This is a genomic window from Pseudomonas sp. B21-009, from assembly GCF_024749345.1.
Classification (GTDB): domain Bacteria; phylum Pseudomonadota; class Gammaproteobacteria; order Pseudomonadales; family Pseudomonadaceae; genus Aquipseudomonas.
The window spans coordinates 3,619,968-3,636,618 of the sequence record NZ_CP087199.1; the positions used below are offsets into that span (position 1 = coordinate 3,619,968).

The window sequence follows — 16,651 nt, forward strand, 5'->3', positions numbered from 1 at the left end:
GGTACCTCGAATGAAGTGAAATGACAACAGGAACAACGGTTTCGAGCTTACGCCGCTAATGGTATTCCAGCTACAAAGTGATACCGAGGGCCTGACGCAATTGCTCACCGCGGCTGTCAGACGCGGCGCTGACCAGGGCGTAGTTGTAGTCACCTCGCGACCAGTAGCGGGCCTGCAACTGGCCGTCGGTGCGCTCACCACTGGGCATGCGCACGTAGTGCTCACCCGGCGAGCGCAAGAACAGGCTGACCCGCTGACCCTGGGCGTCCTCGAACAGCAGCAGCGCCGCCGGCCCCTGCTCGTTGCTCAGCAGCCGCGCGCCCACCGGGGTGAAGCCGTAGGCCGAGAGGTCCGGCAGGTTGCCGACATGGGCAAAGTGCTGGCCCAGCCAGGCCTGCAGGCGCGCCGGGTCCTGGGCGCTGAGGTCGAGGGCCTTGGCGTCGGCGAACAACCGATGGGCCTGCACGGCATCAGCCATCGGCGGGTTACTGGCCAGCAGAATCGCCTCGCGCCCTTGCCAGCCGCCCAGGCCGCCGATGCCCAGGGTAACCAGCAGCACCGCAGCACTGGCCCAGCGCCGCTGGCGCCGACGGCGCAGCTCACGGCGTACGTTGGCCGGGTCCAGGCGCGGGTTGGGCGCCTGCCCGGCAAAGCCGGACAGCGCCGCGCGCAACTGGCGGGCATCGTTGCGCCAGGCTTCGACCCGCGCCGCCTGTTCGGGGTTGGCCGCCAGGTACAGCTCCACCGCCCGGCGCCGCTCGCTGTCCAGGCGCTCGTCAACATAGGCGTGTAATTCGTGATCAGACGGGATCAAGCTCATTTCAACCTCCGCAGCGCCGCGGGCGGGGTGTTGCCCTCGGCCAGTTCGCGCATGGCCGCACGGGCGCGCGACAAGCGTGACATCACCGTGCCAATCGGCACATCCAGGGCCAGCGCGGCCTCCTTGTAACTCAGGCCTTCGACGCTGACCAACAACAATAAGGCGCGCTGCTCGGTGGGCAACTGCGCAAACGCCGCCAGGCCCGACTGGGCAACAACGATGTCTTCGGTGTTGCTGCCCGCCTCCTCGCCACGGCCGAACCAGGCCAGCCAGCGCGCCTGGCGGCGTTCGCGGCGTTTGCCGTCGATAAACTGCCGGTACAGGATCGAGAACAACCAGGCGCGCAAGCTGCCCTCTTGCCGCTGTTGCCCGCGGCGGCTCAAGGCGCGCTCGACGGTGGCCTGGACCAGGTCATCGGCGCTGCTGGCCTCGCGCGTCAGCCACAGGGCGAAGCGGCGCAGGCGCTGAAGCATTTCGCGCAATTGCTCGTCGTCTAGTTCGTTCATTGCCGCAGTCTTGGCCTGTAGGCGATCAGTGTACGAGGCAGACGCTGGCGGTGAATAATTATTCCCGGGCGTTGGAATAAATTTCTGCGACCGGCGTCGTACCGGCTCATTCACTGACCCGGATCACCGCCATGAGCACTCCGTTACACGGCCGCCCCTGCGCTCTGCGCCTGGCTGCCATTGGCCTCGGGCTGGCGGCCCTGGCCGCTGGCTTTGCCTACACCGCAGGCTGGATCGGCGCCGAACGCCTGAGCCCCAAGCGCTTTATCGACACCTTCGAAGACCAGGCCGGGCACTATCCCGGCTACCGTAAGAATCACGCCAAGGGCCTGTGCGTCAGCGGCTACTTCCAGAGCAGCGGCGCGGCGGCCAAGCTGTCCACCGCGCGGGCATTCAGCCAGGCCCGGGTGCCGGTGATCGGCCGCTTCGCCATCGGCGGCGCCAACCCCCACAGCGCCGATGCCAGCGTGCCGACCCGTAGCCTGGCGCTGCAACTGAGCAGCGACGATGGCCAACTGTGGCGAACCGGCATGAATACCCCGCCGGTGTTGGCGGTAGGCACGCCCGAAGCCTTCTACCAGCAGGTACTGGCCATGACCCCGGACCCGGCTACCGGCAAACCGGACCCAGCGCGCCTGCAGGCGTTTTTCGCCGCCCATCCGGAAAGCGCCGCCTTTCGCCAATGGGCCAAGGACTACCAAGCTTCGGACAGTTTCGCCAACTCAAGCTACAACAGCATCAATGCCTTTGCCCTGATCGACGCCGCTGGTAAGGCCCGCTTCGTGCGTTGGAGCCTGCTGCCGCAAACGCCGTTCGCCGCATTGCCGGCCCAGGTCGATGATCGCGACTACCTGCAACACGACCTGCGCCAGCGCCTGGGCCAGGGCCCGCTGCGCTGGACCTTGCAACTGACCCTGGCCGAAGCCGGCGATGCCGTCGATGACCCCAGCCAGCCCTGGCCCGCGCAACGGCCCACGGTGAACGCCGGCACCCTGGTGATCGACCAGGTCGATGCCGCGGAGCAAGGCGCCTGTCGCGACCTGAACTTCGACCCGCTGATTCTGCCGAGCGGCATCCGGCCGTCCGCAGACCCGATCCTCGCAGCCCGCTCGGCGGCCTACTCGGAATCCTTCAACCGTCGCGCCCGTGAAGCCGCGCAGCTGGGAGCCCGCCCATGAAACCTGTTGCCTTCCACCCCCTGGCCCGCGCCGTGCACTGGCTGATGGCCGTGCTGATCCTGGCCATGCTGTTTGTGGGCGTGAGCATGGTCAGCGACCTGTCGCCGCGCCATACCTGGTTGATCAGCCTGCACAAGGCCATTGGCCTTGCGCTGTTGCTGCTGGTGATTGTGCGCATCGTCCTGCGCCTGAGCCTGCCGCACCCGCCGCTGCCCGCCGACGTGCCAGCACCGCAGCGCTGGGCGGCCAAGGCTTCGCACCTGTTGTTGTACGGGTTGATGCTGGCGATGCCGCTGCTGGGCTGGGGCATGCAGTCTGCCGGTGGCTACCCGCTGCCGTTGCAACTGCCGGCGCTGCTGCCCCACGACCTGCAGCTGTATGCCCTGCTGCGCCAGGCCCACGCTTGGCTGGCCTATGTGCTGTTTGCCACCGTGCTGGTGCACCTGGGCGCAGCGCTGGTGCACGGGCTGATCCGCCGTGATGGCGTGCTGCGCAGCATGTGGCCGGGGCCGTTACCAAAGAATTAATATCTTAATTATTTTTCATTCCTGGCCATTTCCGCCCTAAAGAGGTCTATTCAAAAATAAAGATAATATGTTAACAATATAGGCAGAGACACCTGGCACCCGCCACACACAACAACAACAAAGGTAGCCCTAATGCTTCTGCCCCGTTCGCTGACGGTGAGTGCCGGCCTGTGCGCCGCATTCACCCCCTACCTGGCCCAGGCCGAGTTCATCAAGGACAGCAAGGCCAGCCTTGAGACGCGCAACTTCTATTTCAGCCGCGACTTTCGCCAGAGCGGTGCGCCGCAGAGCCAGGCGCGGGAGTGGGCCCAGGGTTTTATCCTGAAAATGGAGTCGGGTTTTACCGAAGGCACCGTAGGCTTCGGCCTCGATGCCCTGGGTGAGCTGGGGGTCAAGCTCGACTCCAGCCGCGACCGCCGTGGCACCGGCCTGCTGCCCTTTGGCGCCAGCCAGGAGCCGGTCGACGACTACAGCGAGCTGGGCCTGACCGCCAAGCTGCGCGTCAGCAAGACCACCCTCAAGCTCGGCACCCTGCAACCGATGCTGCCGGTGGCGGCGATCAACGACGTACGCCTGCTGCCCTCGACCTACAGCGGCGGCCTGCTGACCTCGCAAGACATCGACGGCCTGACCTTGAACCTCGGTCGCCTGGAAAAGCAGAACCTGCGCGACTCCTCGAGCAACGACGAGATGAGCTATGCCGGGGTCGAAAGCAACCACCTGGACCTGGCCGGCGGCACCTACGCGATCAACCCGCGCCTGGCCGTCAGTTACTACTACGCACAAATGCAGGACATCTACCGCCAGCACTACGCCGGACTGGTCCACGACCTGCCCCTGGCCGAAGGCATCAACCTGCGCAGCGACCTGCGCTACTTCGACACCCGCGAACAGGGTAGCCACGACCTGCGCGCAACCTCACGGGTCGATGGTGGCAAGATCGACAACCGCTTCTTCAACGGCATGCTTACCCTGGGCGTGGGCGCGCACAAGTTCGGCCTCGGTTACCAGAATCTTTCTGGCGACGGCGATTTTGCCTACCCGGGCCTGGACCCTTATTCGGTCAACCTGGTCACCGTCAACGTCTTCACCAAGGCCGAGACCGATGCCTGGCAAGCGCGCTACGACTACAACTTCGCCGCCCTCGGCCTGCCGGGCCTGAGCTTCATGACCCGCTACGTCAACGGCAGCCATATCGAGACCGCCAGTGTCAGCGGCGGCAAGGAATGGGAGCGCGATACCGACATTGCCTACGTGGTGCAAAGCGGGCCGCTGAAGAATGTCAGTGTGCGCCTGCGCAATGCCACCTTCCGCTCCAGTGGCGGCTTAACCACCGATATCGACGAGAACCGCCTGATCGTCGGCTATACCCTGGCCCTCTGGTAAACACGGGCGGCGGCAGTGTGAAAACAACCCTTTATTAGTTTTTTGGGAATGCTTATCATCTGCATCATTTTTTCGGGATGCAGCCAGGATGAGCGCACCGCCGTCACCGCCCAATGCCGAGCTCGGCCAGCTCTACCAGCACCATCACTTGTGGCTGCAACACTGGTTGCGCCGGCGCCTGAGCTGCCCGCAGCGCGCCGCCGACCTGATGCAGGACACCTTCGTGCGCATCCTCGCCTCGTCCGAGGCGCTGGAACTGGTGCGCCTGCTGCGTGAGCCGCGCAATTACCTGGTAACTGTGGCGCGGCGGGTGATGATCGATCATTTCCGCCGTCAGCAACTGGAACGCGCCTACCTCGAAGCCCTGGCCGCGCAGCCGGAAGCCGAGCAGATCTCCACCGAAGAGCAGGTGTTGATTCTGGAAACCCTGCGGGAAATCGACCAACTGCTGGCCGGCTGTGGCGCCAAGGCGCGCAAGGCGTTTCTGATGGCCAATTGGCTGGGCATGACCTACGTGGAAATCGCCGCTGCCTTGGGCGTGTCGCTGACCACGGTGAAAAAATACCTGATCAAGACCACCGAGCGCTGCCTGCTGCTCGCCTTCGATGCCCAGCCATGACTGACCGCGAACGCCAACGCCAGGCCCTCAAAGCCGCCGCCCGCTGGCATGTGCAACTGGCCGCCGGCGATGCCCCGGCCGAACTGCAGCAGGCCTGGCAGGTGTGGCTGGCCAGCGCCGCCGAGCATCGCTGGGCCTGGGCACGGGTCGAGCAGTTGCAGGGGCGCCTGGCCAGTGTGCCGGGGGCGCTGGCCTTCGACACCTTGCAACGCAGCGAAGCCCAGGGCCTGCCCCGGCGCAGTGTGCTCAAAGGCCTGCTGCTGGCCAGCGGCCTTGGCCTTGGTGGCTGGGCCAGCTACCGCAGCCAGCCGGCGCAGCAGTGGCTGGCGGATGAGCACAGCGCCACCGGCGAAATCCGTCACCTGCGCCTCGCCGATGGCAGCCAATTGGTGCTCGACACCGCCAGCGCCGTGGACATCCGCTTCGACGATCAGCAACGCCTGATTCGCCTGCGCCACGGGCGGATTTTTCTTACTAGCGGCAAAGACGGCCGCCAGCGCCCGTTACGGGTGGAAACCGCCGAGGGCCTGGTCGAAGCCCTGGGCACGCGCTTCAGCGTTGATCAGCGCGAGGCCGCCAGCCGGGTCGAAGTGTTCGAGCATGCGGTGCGCATCAACCCGCGCCAGGCCCCGGCACGACGCCTCGAGGCCGGCCAGCGTTGCCAGTTCGACAGCCATGCGGTGCAGGCCGCGCAGGCCGTCGCCAGCAGCGAAGCGGCCTGGACCGGTGGGCACCTGATCGTCGAGGACTGGCGCCTGGGCGAGTTGCTCGACGAACTCGGCCGCTACCGCCCTGGGCTGTTGTCCTACTCCAGCGAGCTTGAAGGGCTACGGGTTTCCGGGACGTTCTCGCTCACCGACAGCGATGCGGCGCTGTCGGCCCTGGCCACCTCGTTCAAGCTCAAGGTGCGTCGTTACAACCGCTTCTGGGTCAGTGTCGACCTGAGTTGAATTTTTTCAGCCAGGGGGGTGCCTGTTTTTTTTCGTTCGTCCGCCTCTGTAGGAAATAATCTCATTTGCGAACGAAGAGGATTTCCATGCAACCCCGCTTCCCCCGTGCCCCCCTTCCCCAGTTGATTGGCCGCCATCTGCTGGCTGCCGCCCTGGCCCTGCCCCTGCTGCCCGTCACTGTTGCCCAGGCGGCAGAGAGCGACAGCACCAGCAGCGGCCAGGTCTTCGCCATCGAAGCAGGTTCCCTGAGCCGGGTGCTGGGCAGCTTTGCCGCAGCCGCCGGGGTCAACCTGTCGTATGACGCGCAGTTGACTGCCAGCCTGCACAGCCCGGGCCTGCAGGGCCGCTTCGGGGTGCTCGAAGGCTTGAGCCGGATCCTCACCGGCAGCGGCCTGCAGGCTTATCGCCAGGCCGATGGCAGCTACTCGCTGCGCCCGCTGCCGGCCAGCAACGGTGCGCTGGAGCTGGGTGCAACCACCATTGGCGCCAGCACCTTGCAGGCGCCGATGGAAACCACCGACAGCTTCACCGCGCGCCAGGTCAGTTTCGCCAAGGGCGAGCATTCGCTGCGCGAAACGCCGCAATCGGTGACGGTCATCACCCGCAAGATGATGGATGAGCAGAACCTCACCACCCTCGAACAGGTGATGGAGAAAACCCCGGGGATCACCGTGCACGATTCGCCCATGGGCGGTAAATACTTCTACTCGCGCGGTTTCATGCTCGCCGGCCAGTACCAGTACGACGGTGTGCCGCTGGACCTGGGTGGCAACTATGTACAGGCCAACAGCTTCGCCAGCGACATGGCTTACTACGACCGCGTCGAAGTGCTGCGCGGCGCCGCTGGCATGCTCAAGGGCTCGGGCAGTTCCGCCGGCGGGGTCAACTTCATTCGCAAACGCGGGCAGGAAAAGGCCGCCACCAGTGTCAGCCTTTCAGCCGGCTCCTGGGACAACTACCGCGCCCAGCTCGACACCGGCGGCCCGCTGAACGAATCCGGCAGCCTGCGCGGCCGCCTGGTGGTCGCCGGCCAGGACCGCCAGTACTTCTACGACATGGGCAAGCGCGACGACCAGGTGGTTTACGGCGCCCTCGATTACGACTTCAACGACGCCACCACCCTGGGCATCGGCGCCGCCTACGAGAAGCTCAATGCCACCCCCTGCTGGCAGGGCCTGCCACGCTACAGCGATGGTTCGGACCTGAAACTGTCGCGTTCCACCTGCCTGGGCGCGACCTGGAACAGCTGGGAAAGCCAGCGGGTCAACCTGTTCGCCGACCTTACCCACCACTTCAATGACCAGTGGCTGCTGAAAGTCGCCGCCATGCACAGCCACAACACCCAGGACATGCAGTACGCCATGACCCTGGGCAGCGTGCCGGTCGGCAGCACTTCGGCCAACAGCCAGCTGTACTCCGGCGTGTTCGACTACGACCAGCACGACTACGGCATGGATGCCTACCTGGACGGCAAATTCACCGCCTGGGGCCTGGAGCACGAGCTGATCGTCGGCGCCAACGCCAGCCGGGCCAAGGGCAGCGACAGCTACGCGCTGATCAACATGACCCAGCTGATGGGCGTGACCATGAACCCCTTCGCCCCCGACCGCGACATTCCCAAGCCGCCAGACAGCCTGTACCAGACGGCCTCCTACCGTGGCGGCCCGCTGCCGGTGGAAAGCGACACCCGGCAGATCGGCACCTATGCAACCTTGCGCCTGAAACTGGCCGAACCCCTGACCCTGGTGCTTGGCAGCCGGGTCAGCTGGTACCGCAGCCAGCGCGACTCCTACACCCAGGCCTGGGACTACTGGCAGCACGACCGCAGCCAGGAAAACGGCCAGGTCACACCGTTCGCCGCACTGATCTACGATCTGGACGAGACCTGGTCGGTGTACGGCAGCTACGCCGACATCTTCCAGCCCCAAGGCACTTACACCGATGCCCAGGGCAGCCCGCTGCAGCCCAAGACCGGCGCCAACTACGAGCTGGGGATCAAGGGCGAATGGCTCGATGGCGGCCTGAACGCGGCGTTCAACCTGTTCCGCACCATCGAGGCGCACCGCGCCGAAGCCGATTACGACTCGGTGTGCGCCGGTTCCTCCGACGGTTACTGCTACAGCGACAAGGGCAAGGTCCGCGCCCAGGGCTTCGAAGCCGAACTCAGCGGCGAGCTGGCCGAGCGCCTGCAGGTACTGGCCGGCTACACCTACACCGAGCTTGAGTACCTCAAGACCAACAGCACCAGCCAGGACGCCACCTTCACCGCCAGCTACGTACCGCGCCATCTGCTGCGGGTCTGGGCCGACTACCAACTGGACGGCCCGCTGCAACGCTGGAGCCTGGGCGGCGGGGTCAATGCGCAAAGCGACAACCACTACCAGGACCGCGCGGCGAAAACCGAACAGCCCGGCTATGCGATCTGGAACGCGCGCGTGGGTTACAAACTGGACGACAACTGGAGCATTGCCGTCAACGGCAACAACCTGTTCGACAAGCACTACTACTCCAGCGTCGGCGCCCTGGCCTGGGGCAACTTCTATGGTGAACCGCGCAATTTCATGGTGACCCTCAAGGGCGATTTCTGAGGCCGGCGATTTGCGGTCGACGCCAACCGATGATAATCGTTATCATCTTTTGACGGTCGTCGACCGCTTTGCCCCTCACCTGCCCCGGATAGCCCATGACCACCGCAACGGACCCTGCCGTGCTCGACCATAGCGAGCGCTCCCCCTTTGACCTGCGCCCGCTGCTGGCGGCGAACATGGCCTGCACCATGGCGATGATGGCGTTCGTCTCGTTGATCGGCCCGATTGCCCGCACTCTCGGCCTGGCCACCTGGCAAGCCGGCGCGGCGGTAACGGTTGCCGGGGTGATCTGGATGCTCCTGGCCCGCCCCTGGGGCCGTGCCAGTGATCGCCTGGGGCGGCGCAAGGTGTTGCTGCTCGGCACCGCGGGTTTCACCGTCGCCTACTGGGCGTTGTGCCTGTTCATCGATACCGCCTTGCACCTGCTGCCCAGCGCCGCCCTGGCCTTTGCCGGGCTGGTGCTGGGCCGCGGCCTGATCGGCGCTTTTTACGCGGCGTTGCCGGTCGGTGGCGCGGCGCTGATCGCCGACAATATCGAACCCCGGCACCGCGCCCGGGCCATGGCTTCGCTGGGGGCGGCCAACGCTTTCGGCCTGGTCATCGGCCCGGCCCTGGCGGCGGTGCTGGCGCGCTTCAGCCTGAGCCTGCCGTTCTATGTAATGGCGGTGCTGCCGATGCTGGCGTTTGTGCTGCTGCTCAAGCTCAAGCGCCAGGAACTGCACCTCAAACAGCCGCCACGCCCGGTGCGCCTGGCCGACCCGCGCCTGCGCCGGCCATTGCTGGTGGCCTTCGTGGCGATGCTCAGCGTGTCGGTGGCGCAGATCACCGTCGGTTTCTTCGCCCTCGACCGCCTGGGCATGGCCCCGGCCGATGCTGCGCAAACCGCTGGCGTCGCCCTGACCATGGTCGGCGTGGCGTTGATTCTGGCGCAGATCCTGGTGCGCAAGCTCGAATGGCCACCGCTGCGGATGATCCGCGTCGGCGCCAGCATCGCCGCCGCAGGCTTTGCCGCCAGCGCCCTGGCCACCAGCGCCGTGGGCCTGTGGGCGTGCTTCTTTTTCTCGGCCTGCGGCATGGGCTGGGTGTTCCCGGCGTTTTCGGCGCTGGCGGCCAACGCCATGGACGCCTCCGAGCAAGGCGCCACGGCCGGTTCCATCGGCGCCGTGCAGGGCCTGGGGGTGGTCATCGGGCCGCTGGCCGGGACCCTGATCTACGCCGTCGATCCGCGCCTGCCGTACCTGATTGTCGCGGCGCTGCTGTTGTTGGTCGGGCTGTGGCCGCAGCCGAAAAAGCCCGCCTAACAGGTGGGCCGCTAAAGCCGGTTCGAATGTGTTTTAATGCCTCGCCCAAAATTTTTGACACATAAGGCGGCTATGGACACGGGGACACGACTCAAACTGGTGCGTGAACGCAACAAACTCTCCCAACGGGAGCTGGCTCGGCGCAGTGGCCTGACCAACTCGACGATCTCGCAGATCGAGCAGAATCGCGTCAGCCCTTCGGTCAGTTCCCTGAAAAAGCTGCTTGAAGGCATTCCGATGTCGTTGGCGGAGTTCTTCAGTTTTGACGAGCCGATCCGCGAAGAACGCTTTGTGTTCCGCTCGACCGAACAGCCCGACCTGGGCAACAGCGGCCTGCGCATGCTGCTGGTCGGGGCCAGTGTCGAAGGCCGGCAAATGCGCATGTTGCGCGAGCTGTACGCGCCGGGCGCCGACTCCGGCGAGCCGATCGTGCACGCCGAGGGCGAAGAGTGCGGCCTGGTGACCCGTGGCACCATCGAATTGCGGGTCGATGGCCAGGTCAGCATCCTCAACTCCGGTGACGGCTACTACTTCCCCACCACCCTGCCCCACAGCTTCAAGAATATCGGCCAGGATGAGGCCGAGATCATCAGCGCCAACACCCCGGCGAACTTCTGATGGTGCGATCGCGGGTCTTGCCCGCTCCTACAGGACCTGTGTAGGAGCGGGCTTGCCCCGCGATGAACCTTGCTGCTACATCCAGCCTAGCCACTGCCACCAGGTCGCGGCAAACACCAGCATCAGCCCATAACCGATCAGGGTGACGATGATCCCCACCCGGGCGAACTGTTTGGCGGTGAAGGTCTCGGTGCCCAGGCAGACCATGTTCTGCGGCGCGTTGATCGGCAAGATAAAGCCGTAGCTGACCACAAAGCCCAGGGCCATGGTCATGCCCAGGCGGCTGAAGTCCCCCGGCAAGGTCTGCAACACCGCAATCAAAATCGGCAGCAGCGCCGAGGTCAGGGCGGTGGCGCTGGCAAAGCCCAGGTGAATCAGAATCAAAAAGGCCGCAAGGATCGAGAACACCCCCAGGGTACCCAATTGATCCAGCCCGGTATGGGCCACCACTTGCGCGCCCAGCCATTGCCCGGCCTGGGTGGTAAGCAAGGTAGTACCCAGGCTGATGCCTACCCCGAAGACAATCACCGTGCCCCAGGGAATGCGCGCCTGCACATCTTTCCAGGTCATCACCCCTACCCGTGGCAGCAGCAGGATCACCAGCCCGGCATAGGTGGTCGAAGTGGTGTCAAAGTGATGCAGCTTGCCCTCGGTGGCCCAGGCCAGCAGCAGCAACAGCGACACGCCCAACAGACGTTTCTGCGCGCCGGTCATCGGTCCGAGCTCGGCCAGGGTCTTGCTTACTGCCGCCTTGCCACCCGGAATCGCATCGCTTTCGGGCGGCAGCATTTTCAGCACCAGGACGATCAGCACCACCGACATGATCACTGCCCACGGCGCGCCAGCGATCAGCCAGTCGATCCACGACACCCGCGCACCGAGCATCTTGTCCATGAAGCCGACGGTCAGCAGGTTCTGCGCCGCGGCAGTCTGGATGCCGATATTCCAGATGCTGGTGCCCTGGGCGACGATGATCATGATCCCGGCGGCGATGTTCGAGCGCTTGTCGACACCAAAGGCGGCGATCACCCCCATCATGATCGGCACCACGCAGGCACTGCGCGCGGTGGCGCTGGGCACCACCAGGCTGAGCAGCACGGTGACGGCCACCGCCCCCAGAAGGATGCGCCGAGTGCTGACGCCGATGCTCGACAAGGTCACCAGGGCGATACGCCGGTCCAGCCCGGTGTGGGTCATGGCCGCGGCGATGAACAAGGCACCGACCACCAGGGCCAGGGCACTGTTGGAAAAACCGGTCAGGGCCAGGGTGATGGCGGCCGAGGAGCCGTAGATCACCGAAGGGTCGGCCACCGTCGGCGCCGTGCCGAGCAAAAAGGCCATCAGCGAGGTGATCATGATCGCGCTGGCTTCGTACGACACCGCTTCGCTGATCCACACCACCACGGCAAAAGCCAGAATCGCCAGCACCCGGTGGCCGGCCACTGGCAAGTCGGCGGGCATCGGCAGCAACAGCACCCCGACCAGTGCTGCGATACCGACCAGCAGGCCAATCGGCACGCGGGCTCTGGCGGTTTGTGAGACAGGCACATTGGCCGGCGAATTCATCGGTAACTCCCTTTAGAACATGTGCGGCCATGATCGCGCAGATCGCTTTTGCGCAGACTGATACGCATCAATGCCCCGAATTCGAGGCATTGTCCGACAAGATGTAGTGCCTTGAAAAAAACACTACAAAACCTGTTGACGCCGTTCGTCGCCCCTTGCATGATGAGGTCGTCTCCCCGATCGGGGGTACTGGCAAGGGTGTTCCAGGCAGCTCGACAGATCCATGAGCTGTGTGCGGATGGGTACTGCCCAAAAGGCAGCGTGTAGAAGCCCCCAGTTGTGACGCTGCTGTAGCAGCTTTCATTTAACGCTACATGTTATGCGCCAAGTGCGAACAAACAACGAATGGTCAAGGGGGCTTTATGATGAATCTGAACAATCAACCGACTGTTGAAGAACTGGCCCGGCTGTTCGCCGCGCGCAAGGACACTCTCGACAGCCACATCCTCTGGGTTTGCAAAACCGGTGAAGTTCACCTGGACAGCCTGGAAACCATGAGCGACGAAGCCGAGTTCGAAGAACGCAAGCCGAACATGCGTGCCCGCCTGAAGATGTACCGTCGCGGCCAGGGCTACGTTGGCAAAAAGGCCGCCGCCGACACTCAATATGTCGGTCGGGTTCTGCAGACCCTGCAAAGCGAGTGGGCTGCGCTGCAGAACAAGCCTGGCGTCGCGGTGATCGACCGTCTCTGCTAAGGGTCGCTGGGGTGCGGCACTGCCCCAGCCACGCTTGAGCCCAATCCACGCGGATTGGGCTTTTTTATTTATGGCGGTACAGGGCTAGAATGCCCCCCTTTGCGCCAAGAGCCCGCTTATGACCCAGCCAGCTTTCGGAACCGGTGACACCTCCTACCAGGCCGCCGGAGGCATCGACGGCCTGCGCCGCCTGGTCGATGACTTCTACCGCTTGATGGATGAAAACCCCGAGGCACGGACCGTGCGCCAGATGCACCCGCAAAACCTGGAAGCTTCGCGCGATAAGCTGGCGTGTTTTCTCAGTGGCTGGCTCGGCGGCCCGCGGCTGTTCAGTGAGCGCTATGGCCCGATCGCCATCCCGGCCTTCCATGCCCAATGGCCGATCAATGAAAGCCACAGCGCTATCTGGTTGGGCTGTATGCAACAGGCGATTAACCTGCAGGAGTATTCTGCAGAATTTGCCGAGTACCTGTTGCGCCAACTGCGCGTGCCGGCCGAACGCATCGTCCAGGCCAGCCGCGCCCGTCACCCTCAGGCCTGACGGCGCAGCGGCGCCTTCTCCAGCGGCAAGGCACCGGTGGCCAGCGCCCTGGCGCGGTCAACGCCCCAGACCATGGCGCGGGTCATGGTCTCGCCGGGGCGATTGTCGTGGTACTCCTCGACCAGCGCCTTGCCCTGGCGCGTATAGATGCCGAGGAACAACTGAGTGGCGCCGGTGCGCGACAGCCTCACCTGAACGTCGATACTGGTGCCGTCGCTGAGCTGTTCGTCATGGCTGCGGCTGTGCAGTTGTGCGTCAGCCCAGTTCCAGTAGGTCTCTTCCCTGATACGCATCGAATGGCTCCTGTATTGATGGCGGCATTAGTAAGGCACACAACCCGGCATCAGGCGAGCGCCAGCCGCGCAACCTTTGCGCAAGGTCAAACAATGCAAAAAAAACCCCGCCGTTGGGCGGGGTGGTGGTCGATTCGTTTACTTCTTCGCTGGCAAGCGCGGGGTGAACTTACCCTTCTTGCTGCGCTGTAGCGCGTTCAGGCGCACCTGCGCATCATCCAGCGTCATGTTGGCAAAGCCCAGGCGATAGCCGCTCTGGCCACAGCGCACCACACTGTTGATGGGAAATTCGTCGCCCTGGTCCTCAATGTAGGATTCAATCATGCCCCAGTCTCCCTCCGATGGCGGACCAGTACCGGCAAGCAGATGATTGCCCAGAAAAGTACTGACCCTGGTGACTCTGAGACTAGCCGGTCATTTGTGGACCGCACGGGCAAGAACAAAAAAGCCCGACCAATGGCCGGGCTGTTTTGTCGCACCCCTGGCGTTTACCTGAGCTTCACCGCGGTACCGGTAACGAACACCACGACCATGCCGCCACGGGCCGAGGGCATGCTGATTTCATAGTCCAGGCCGACCACCGCATCGGCCTGCAGGCTGCGCGCGCGGGCGCGGATTTCGTCGGTGGCCTGGATGCGCGCTTCTTTCAACGCACTTTCCAGGGTTTGCGAACGGCCACCGAAAAAGTCGCGGAAACTGGCGAACATATCGCGAACCACGTTGATACCCTGAACCGACTCGGCGCTGACCACATCCAGATAGGCGGAAATTTCCCGGCCTTCGATGGTCCCTGTGGTGGTAATGATCATGCTGCTCTCCTTCGGCCTTGCCTGTCAGCCGCCCGCAGTTGAGCGGGCGGAAAAAGCGCGATGGTAACAAAACCGCCGGCTGCTGCGTGGCCATTTATACAAGCAATAGGTTGTGTAATACATGCCAGCCACCTAGACTCCCCTTCCATTGCCGCCTTACTTGCGAAGGAGTCGCCGATGAACACCGCCCACCCTCAGCCCGCGTCATGGGCCGAACTGCTCCACGGGCGCAATGCCCTGCGCTCGATCGCCCTGGCCGGCGGCGTCGCCCTGCATGCAATCAACGTCTATATCGTCACCACCATCCTGCCCACAGTGATCGCGGATATCGGCGGCCTGGCCTTTTATGCCTGGAGCACCACGCTGTTTGTCGCCACCTCGATCATCGGCTCGACCCTCTCGGCGCAATTGATCGAGCGCCTGGGCGCGCGGGCGGCCTTTCTCCTGGCCCTGGCGGTGTTCAGCCTGGGCTCGGTGATCTGCGCCGCCGCGCCGAGCATGCCGGTGCTGCTGATCGGTCGCAGCGTCCAGGGCCTGGGCGGCGGTATCCTGTTCGCCCTGAGCTATGCCCTGATCCGCTTGATCTTCGATGAGCGCCTGTGGCCCCGGGCCATGGCCATGGTCTCGGGCATGTGGGGCGTGGCCACCCTGTGCGGGCCGGCGGTAGGCGGTATCTTTGCCCAGGGCGGCCACTGGCGCTGGGCGTTCTGGTCGCTGCTGCCGGTGGCGGCGCTGCTGGCGCTGATCGTCATCAACCAGTTGCACGGCAAGGTGGCTGCCAGCACCCGGGCCACTCGCCCACCCTATGGCCTGATTGCTTGCCTGGTCGCCTCGGTGCTGGCGATTTCTGCCGCCAGCCTGGCCCAGCAACTGCTGTGGAACCTGCTCGGGATTGGCGCGGGCCTGGCCCTCGCAGTGCTCATCGCCCGCCTCGACCACCAGCCCGAGCGCCGCTTGCTGCCTTCTGGTGCTTATTCCCTGGGCACCTCACTGGGCAAGTTGTATGCGGTGATGTGCCTGTTGATTGCGGCAGTGACCACGGAAATTTTCGTCCCCTACTTCCTCCAGGCCATTCACGGCCTCAGCCCGCTGGCCGCCGGCTACATGACCGCGGCCATGGCGGCGGGCTGGACCCTGGCCGCGCTATGCAGCGCCAGCCGCACCGGTGAGGCCGCCGAGCGCATGATCCGCGTCGGCCCGGGCATTGTCCTTGCGGCCCTGCTGGGGCTGGCGTTGATGACCGGCCAGCAGGCCTGGCTGGGCAGCACTGGCGGCCTGGCCGTGTATTGCCTGGCGCTGGCCGGCGTGGGCCTGGGAATCGGCCTGGGCTGGCCGCACTTGCTGACCAAGGTGCTCAGCGCCGCGCCACCCGGTGAAGAAAACCTGACCTCGGCATCGATCACCACCGTGCAGCTCTACGCCACGGCGCTGGCGGCAGCCCTGGCCGGGGTGGTCAGCAACAGTGCCGGGCTGGTCGAGCCGGGCGGCGTCGCTGGCGCGCAACAGGCCGCGACCTGGCTGTTCGCGGTGTTTGCCATCGCGCCACTGCTGACCTGGCTGTTGGTCTGGCGCCTGACTGGCACTGCACCCAAGGTCATGGCCCGATGAGCCTCAGCAACCTCGATAGCACCTCAAGCGCCGAGCGCATCCTGTTCTTGCTCAAGACCCGCGGCGCGTTGAAAACCACCGACCTGGCCAGCCTGCTGCAGATCAGCTTCGAGGCCACGCGCCAGCACCTGCAGAAGCTGCAGGCCGCCGGGCAAATCAATGGCATCAGTGTCCCGAGCACTGGCGCCGGGCGGCCTTCGCAAAAGTGGATGTTGACCGACGCCGCCCAGCGGCGCTTTCCCGACACCCACAGTGTGCTGACCCTGCAACTGATCGACAGCGTCGAACAGGTGTTCGGCCCCGAGGGGGTCGACCAGCTCATCAGCCGCATGGAAGCCAGCAGCCGCGCCGAATACCAGCAGGCCTGCAACCAGGCCCAGGGGCTGGAAGATAAAGTGCGGGTGCTGGTGCAACTGCGTGAGCGGGCCGGCTACATGGCCCATATGCAGGCCTGCGGCGACGGCTGGCTGATCATCGAAAACCACTGCCCGATCTGCGTGGCCGCCAGCCGCTGCCAGGGGTTTTGCCGCTCGGAGCTGCAGGTGTTCCAGGCCGCGCTCGGTGAGCAGGCGCAGGTGGAGCGCTGCGAACACCTGCTGAGCGGTGATCGGCGTTGTGTTTACCGGGTTATGCCGGCGTAATCGCC

Annotated in this window: 18 protein-coding genes; 12 read left to right on the top strand and 6 right to left on the bottom strand. The window is 64.8% G+C overall.

All coding sequences use genetic code 11. The features are described 5' to 3' along the window. Positions 1-70: 70 nt before the first annotated feature. Together LOY34_RS16460 and LOY34_RS16465 are read right to left on the bottom strand one after the other, a co-directional pair. The gene (locus LOY34_RS16460) at positions 71-820 is read right to left on the bottom strand and encodes an anti-sigma factor (RefSeq protein WP_045194234.1); all 750 of its coding nucleotides are present in this window, start codon (positions 818-820) and stop codon (positions 71-73) included. Then, the gene (locus LOY34_RS16465) at positions 817-1,326 is read right to left on the bottom strand and encodes a sigma-70 family RNA polymerase sigma factor (RefSeq protein WP_093381355.1); all 510 of its coding nucleotides are present in this window, start codon (positions 1,324-1,326) and stop codon (positions 817-819) included. Before LOY34_RS16465 ends, LOY34_RS16460 begins: the two co-directional genes overlap by 4 nt. Before the next feature lie 131 nt (positions 1,327-1,457). Here LOY34_RS16465 and LOY34_RS16470 point away from each other — a divergent pair, with 131 nt between their 5' ends. The 8 genes from LOY34_RS16470 (at position 1,458) to LOY34_RS16505 (ending at position 10,493) form a co-directional block, all read left to right on the top strand. Continuing rightward, positions 1,458-2,504, top strand: coding sequence for a catalase family peroxidase (locus tag LOY34_RS16470; protein WP_195884518.1), 1,047 nt, complete (start codon positions 1,458-1,460; stop codon positions 2,502-2,504). After that, the gene (locus LOY34_RS16475; RefSeq protein ID WP_195884519.1) at positions 2,501-3,031 is read left to right on the top strand and encodes a cytochrome b; all 531 of its coding nucleotides are present in this window, start codon (positions 2,501-2,503) and stop codon (positions 3,029-3,031) included. Before LOY34_RS16470 ends, LOY34_RS16475 begins: the two co-directional genes overlap by 4 nt. Before the next feature lie 132 nt (positions 3,032-3,163). Further along, complete coding sequence (locus LOY34_RS16480; RefSeq protein WP_045194242.1) at positions 3,164-4,417, top strand: OprD family porin; 1,254 nt, start codon at positions 3,164-3,166, stop codon at positions 4,415-4,417. A gap of 88 nt (positions 4,418-4,505) precedes the next feature. After that, positions 4,506-5,036, top strand: coding sequence for a sigma-70 family RNA polymerase sigma factor (locus tag LOY34_RS16485; protein WP_195884520.1), 531 nt, complete (start codon positions 4,506-4,508; stop codon positions 5,034-5,036). After that, positions 5,033-5,986 (top strand): FecR domain-containing protein, encoded by a 954-nt coding sequence (locus LOY34_RS16490; RefSeq protein ID WP_045194246.1) that lies wholly within the window; start codon positions 5,033-5,035, stop codon positions 5,984-5,986. Before LOY34_RS16485 ends, LOY34_RS16490 begins: the two co-directional genes overlap by 4 nt. A gap of 86 nt (positions 5,987-6,072) precedes the next feature. Then, a complete protein-coding gene (locus tag LOY34_RS16495; protein ID WP_195884521.1) occupies positions 6,073-8,574 on the top strand; it encodes a TonB-dependent siderophore receptor in 2,502 nt (833 codons plus the stop codon). Positions 8,575-8,669: 95 nt separating this feature from the next. Continuing rightward, positions 8,670-9,875 carry an MFS transporter gene (locus tag LOY34_RS16500; protein ID WP_045194250.1) on the top strand — a complete coding sequence of 402 codons (1,206 nt, stop codon included), beginning with the start codon at positions 8,670-8,672 and terminating at the stop codon, positions 9,873-9,875. A gap of 72 nt (positions 9,876-9,947) precedes the next feature. After that, positions 9,948-10,493: a cupin domain-containing protein gene (locus LOY34_RS16505; protein WP_010226800.1), complete on the top strand. Its 546-nt coding sequence runs from the start codon at positions 9,948-9,950 to the stop codon at positions 10,491-10,493. Positions 10,494-10,568: 75 nt separating this feature from the next. Here LOY34_RS16505 and LOY34_RS16510 read toward each other — a convergent pair whose 3' ends face one another. Further along, a complete protein-coding gene (locus LOY34_RS16510; RefSeq protein ID WP_195884522.1) occupies positions 10,569-12,059 on the bottom strand; it encodes a DASS family sodium-coupled anion symporter in 1,491 nt (496 codons plus the stop codon). 362 nt (positions 12,060-12,421) lie between these two features. Here LOY34_RS16510 and LOY34_RS16515 point away from each other — a divergent pair, with 362 nt between their 5' ends. Both LOY34_RS16515 and LOY34_RS16520 read left to right on the top strand, forming a co-directional pair. Further along, the gene (locus tag LOY34_RS16515) at positions 12,422-12,754 is read left to right on the top strand and encodes a hypothetical protein (RefSeq protein ID WP_283817199.1); all 333 of its coding nucleotides are present in this window, start codon (positions 12,422-12,424) and stop codon (positions 12,752-12,754) included. 118 nt (positions 12,755-12,872) lie between these two features. Continuing rightward, on the top strand, positions 12,873-13,295 hold the full coding sequence (locus LOY34_RS16520; protein WP_195884523.1) for a group II truncated hemoglobin: 423 nt from the start codon (positions 12,873-12,875) through the stop codon (positions 13,293-13,295). Here the strand turns inward: LOY34_RS16520 and LOY34_RS16525 are convergent. The 3 genes from LOY34_RS16525 to LOY34_RS16535 all read right to left on the bottom strand — a co-directional run bounded on the left by LOY34_RS16525 (position 13,286) and on the right by LOY34_RS16535 (position 14,397). After that, positions 13,286-13,588, bottom strand: coding sequence for a hypothetical protein (locus tag LOY34_RS16525; RefSeq protein ID WP_045194260.1), 303 nt, complete (start codon positions 13,586-13,588; stop codon positions 13,286-13,288). The genes LOY34_RS16520 and LOY34_RS16525 overlap by 10 nt on opposite strands. 138 nt (positions 13,589-13,726) lie before the next feature. Continuing rightward, the gene (locus LOY34_RS16530; protein WP_045194262.1) at positions 13,727-13,912 is read right to left on the bottom strand and encodes a hypothetical protein; all 186 of its coding nucleotides are present in this window, start codon (positions 13,910-13,912) and stop codon (positions 13,727-13,729) included. A gap of 164 nt (positions 13,913-14,076) precedes the next feature. Then, the gene (locus tag LOY34_RS16535) at positions 14,077-14,397 is read right to left on the bottom strand and encodes a YbjQ family protein (RefSeq protein WP_045194264.1); all 321 of its coding nucleotides are present in this window, start codon (positions 14,395-14,397) and stop codon (positions 14,077-14,079) included. A gap of 177 nt (positions 14,398-14,574) precedes the next feature. Between LOY34_RS16535 and LOY34_RS16540 the strand changes: the two genes are divergently transcribed. Then, positions 14,575-16,005: an MFS transporter gene (locus tag LOY34_RS16540; RefSeq protein WP_123566208.1), complete on the top strand. Its 1,431-nt coding sequence runs from the start codon at positions 14,575-14,577 to the stop codon at positions 16,003-16,005. Continuing rightward, positions 16,002-16,646 carry a metalloregulator ArsR/SmtB family transcription factor gene (locus LOY34_RS16545; RefSeq protein WP_195884524.1) on the top strand — a complete coding sequence of 215 codons (645 nt, stop codon included), beginning with the start codon at positions 16,002-16,004 and terminating at the stop codon, positions 16,644-16,646. Before LOY34_RS16540 ends, LOY34_RS16545 begins: the two co-directional genes overlap by 4 nt. Positions 16,647-16,651: the final 5 nt, after the last annotated feature.

Excerpts from the sequence above, each read along its gene's own strand:
- LOY34_RS16460 (WP_045194234.1), bottom strand. The coding sequence starts at position 820 with ATGAGCTTGATCCCGTCTGATCACGAATTACACGCCTATGTTGACGAG.
- LOY34_RS16465 (WP_093381355.1), bottom strand. The coding sequence starts at position 1,326 with ATGAACGAACTAGACGACGAGCAATTGCGCGAAATGCTTCAGCGCCTG.
- LOY34_RS16470 (WP_195884518.1), top strand. The coding sequence starts at position 1,458 with ATGAGCACTCCGTTACACGGCCGCCCCTGCGCTCTGCGCCTGGCTGCC.
- LOY34_RS16475 (WP_195884519.1), top strand. The coding sequence starts at position 2,501 with ATGAAACCTGTTGCCTTCCACCCCCTGGCCCGCGCCGTGCACTGGCTG.
- LOY34_RS16480 (WP_045194242.1), top strand. The coding sequence starts at position 3,164 with ATGCTTCTGCCCCGTTCGCTGACGGTGAGTGCCGGCCTGTGCGCCGCA.
- LOY34_RS16485 (WP_195884520.1), top strand. The coding sequence starts at position 4,506 with ATGAGCGCACCGCCGTCACCGCCCAATGCCGAGCTCGGCCAGCTCTAC.
- LOY34_RS16490 (WP_045194246.1), top strand. The coding sequence starts at position 5,033 with ATGACTGACCGCGAACGCCAACGCCAGGCCCTCAAAGCCGCCGCCCGC.
- LOY34_RS16495 (WP_195884521.1), top strand. The coding sequence starts at position 6,073 with ATGCAACCCCGCTTCCCCCGTGCCCCCCTTCCCCAGTTGATTGGCCGC.
- LOY34_RS16500 (WP_045194250.1), top strand. The coding sequence starts at position 8,670 with ATGACCACCGCAACGGACCCTGCCGTGCTCGACCATAGCGAGCGCTCC.
- LOY34_RS16505 (WP_010226800.1), top strand. The coding sequence starts at position 9,948 with ATGGACACGGGGACACGACTCAAACTGGTGCGTGAACGCAACAAACTC.
- LOY34_RS16510 (WP_195884522.1), bottom strand. The coding sequence starts at position 12,059 with ATGAATTCGCCGGCCAATGTGCCTGTCTCACAAACCGCCAGAGCCCGC.
- LOY34_RS16515 (WP_283817199.1), top strand. The coding sequence starts at position 12,422 with ATGATGAATCTGAACAATCAACCGACTGTTGAAGAACTGGCCCGGCTG.
- LOY34_RS16520 (WP_195884523.1), top strand. The coding sequence starts at position 12,873 with ATGACCCAGCCAGCTTTCGGAACCGGTGACACCTCCTACCAGGCCGCC.
- LOY34_RS16525 (WP_045194260.1), bottom strand. The coding sequence starts at position 13,588 with ATGCGTATCAGGGAAGAGACCTACTGGAACTGGGCTGACGCACAACTG.
- LOY34_RS16530 (WP_045194262.1), bottom strand. The coding sequence starts at position 13,912 with ATGATTGAATCCTACATTGAGGACCAGGGCGACGAATTTCCCATCAAC.
- LOY34_RS16535 (WP_045194264.1), bottom strand. The coding sequence starts at position 14,397 with ATGATCATTACCACCACAGGGACCATCGAAGGCCGGGAAATTTCCGCC.
- LOY34_RS16540 (WP_123566208.1), top strand. The coding sequence starts at position 14,575 with ATGAACACCGCCCACCCTCAGCCCGCGTCATGGGCCGAACTGCTCCAC.
- LOY34_RS16545 (WP_195884524.1), top strand. The coding sequence starts at position 16,002 with ATGAGCCTCAGCAACCTCGATAGCACCTCAAGCGCCGAGCGCATCCTG.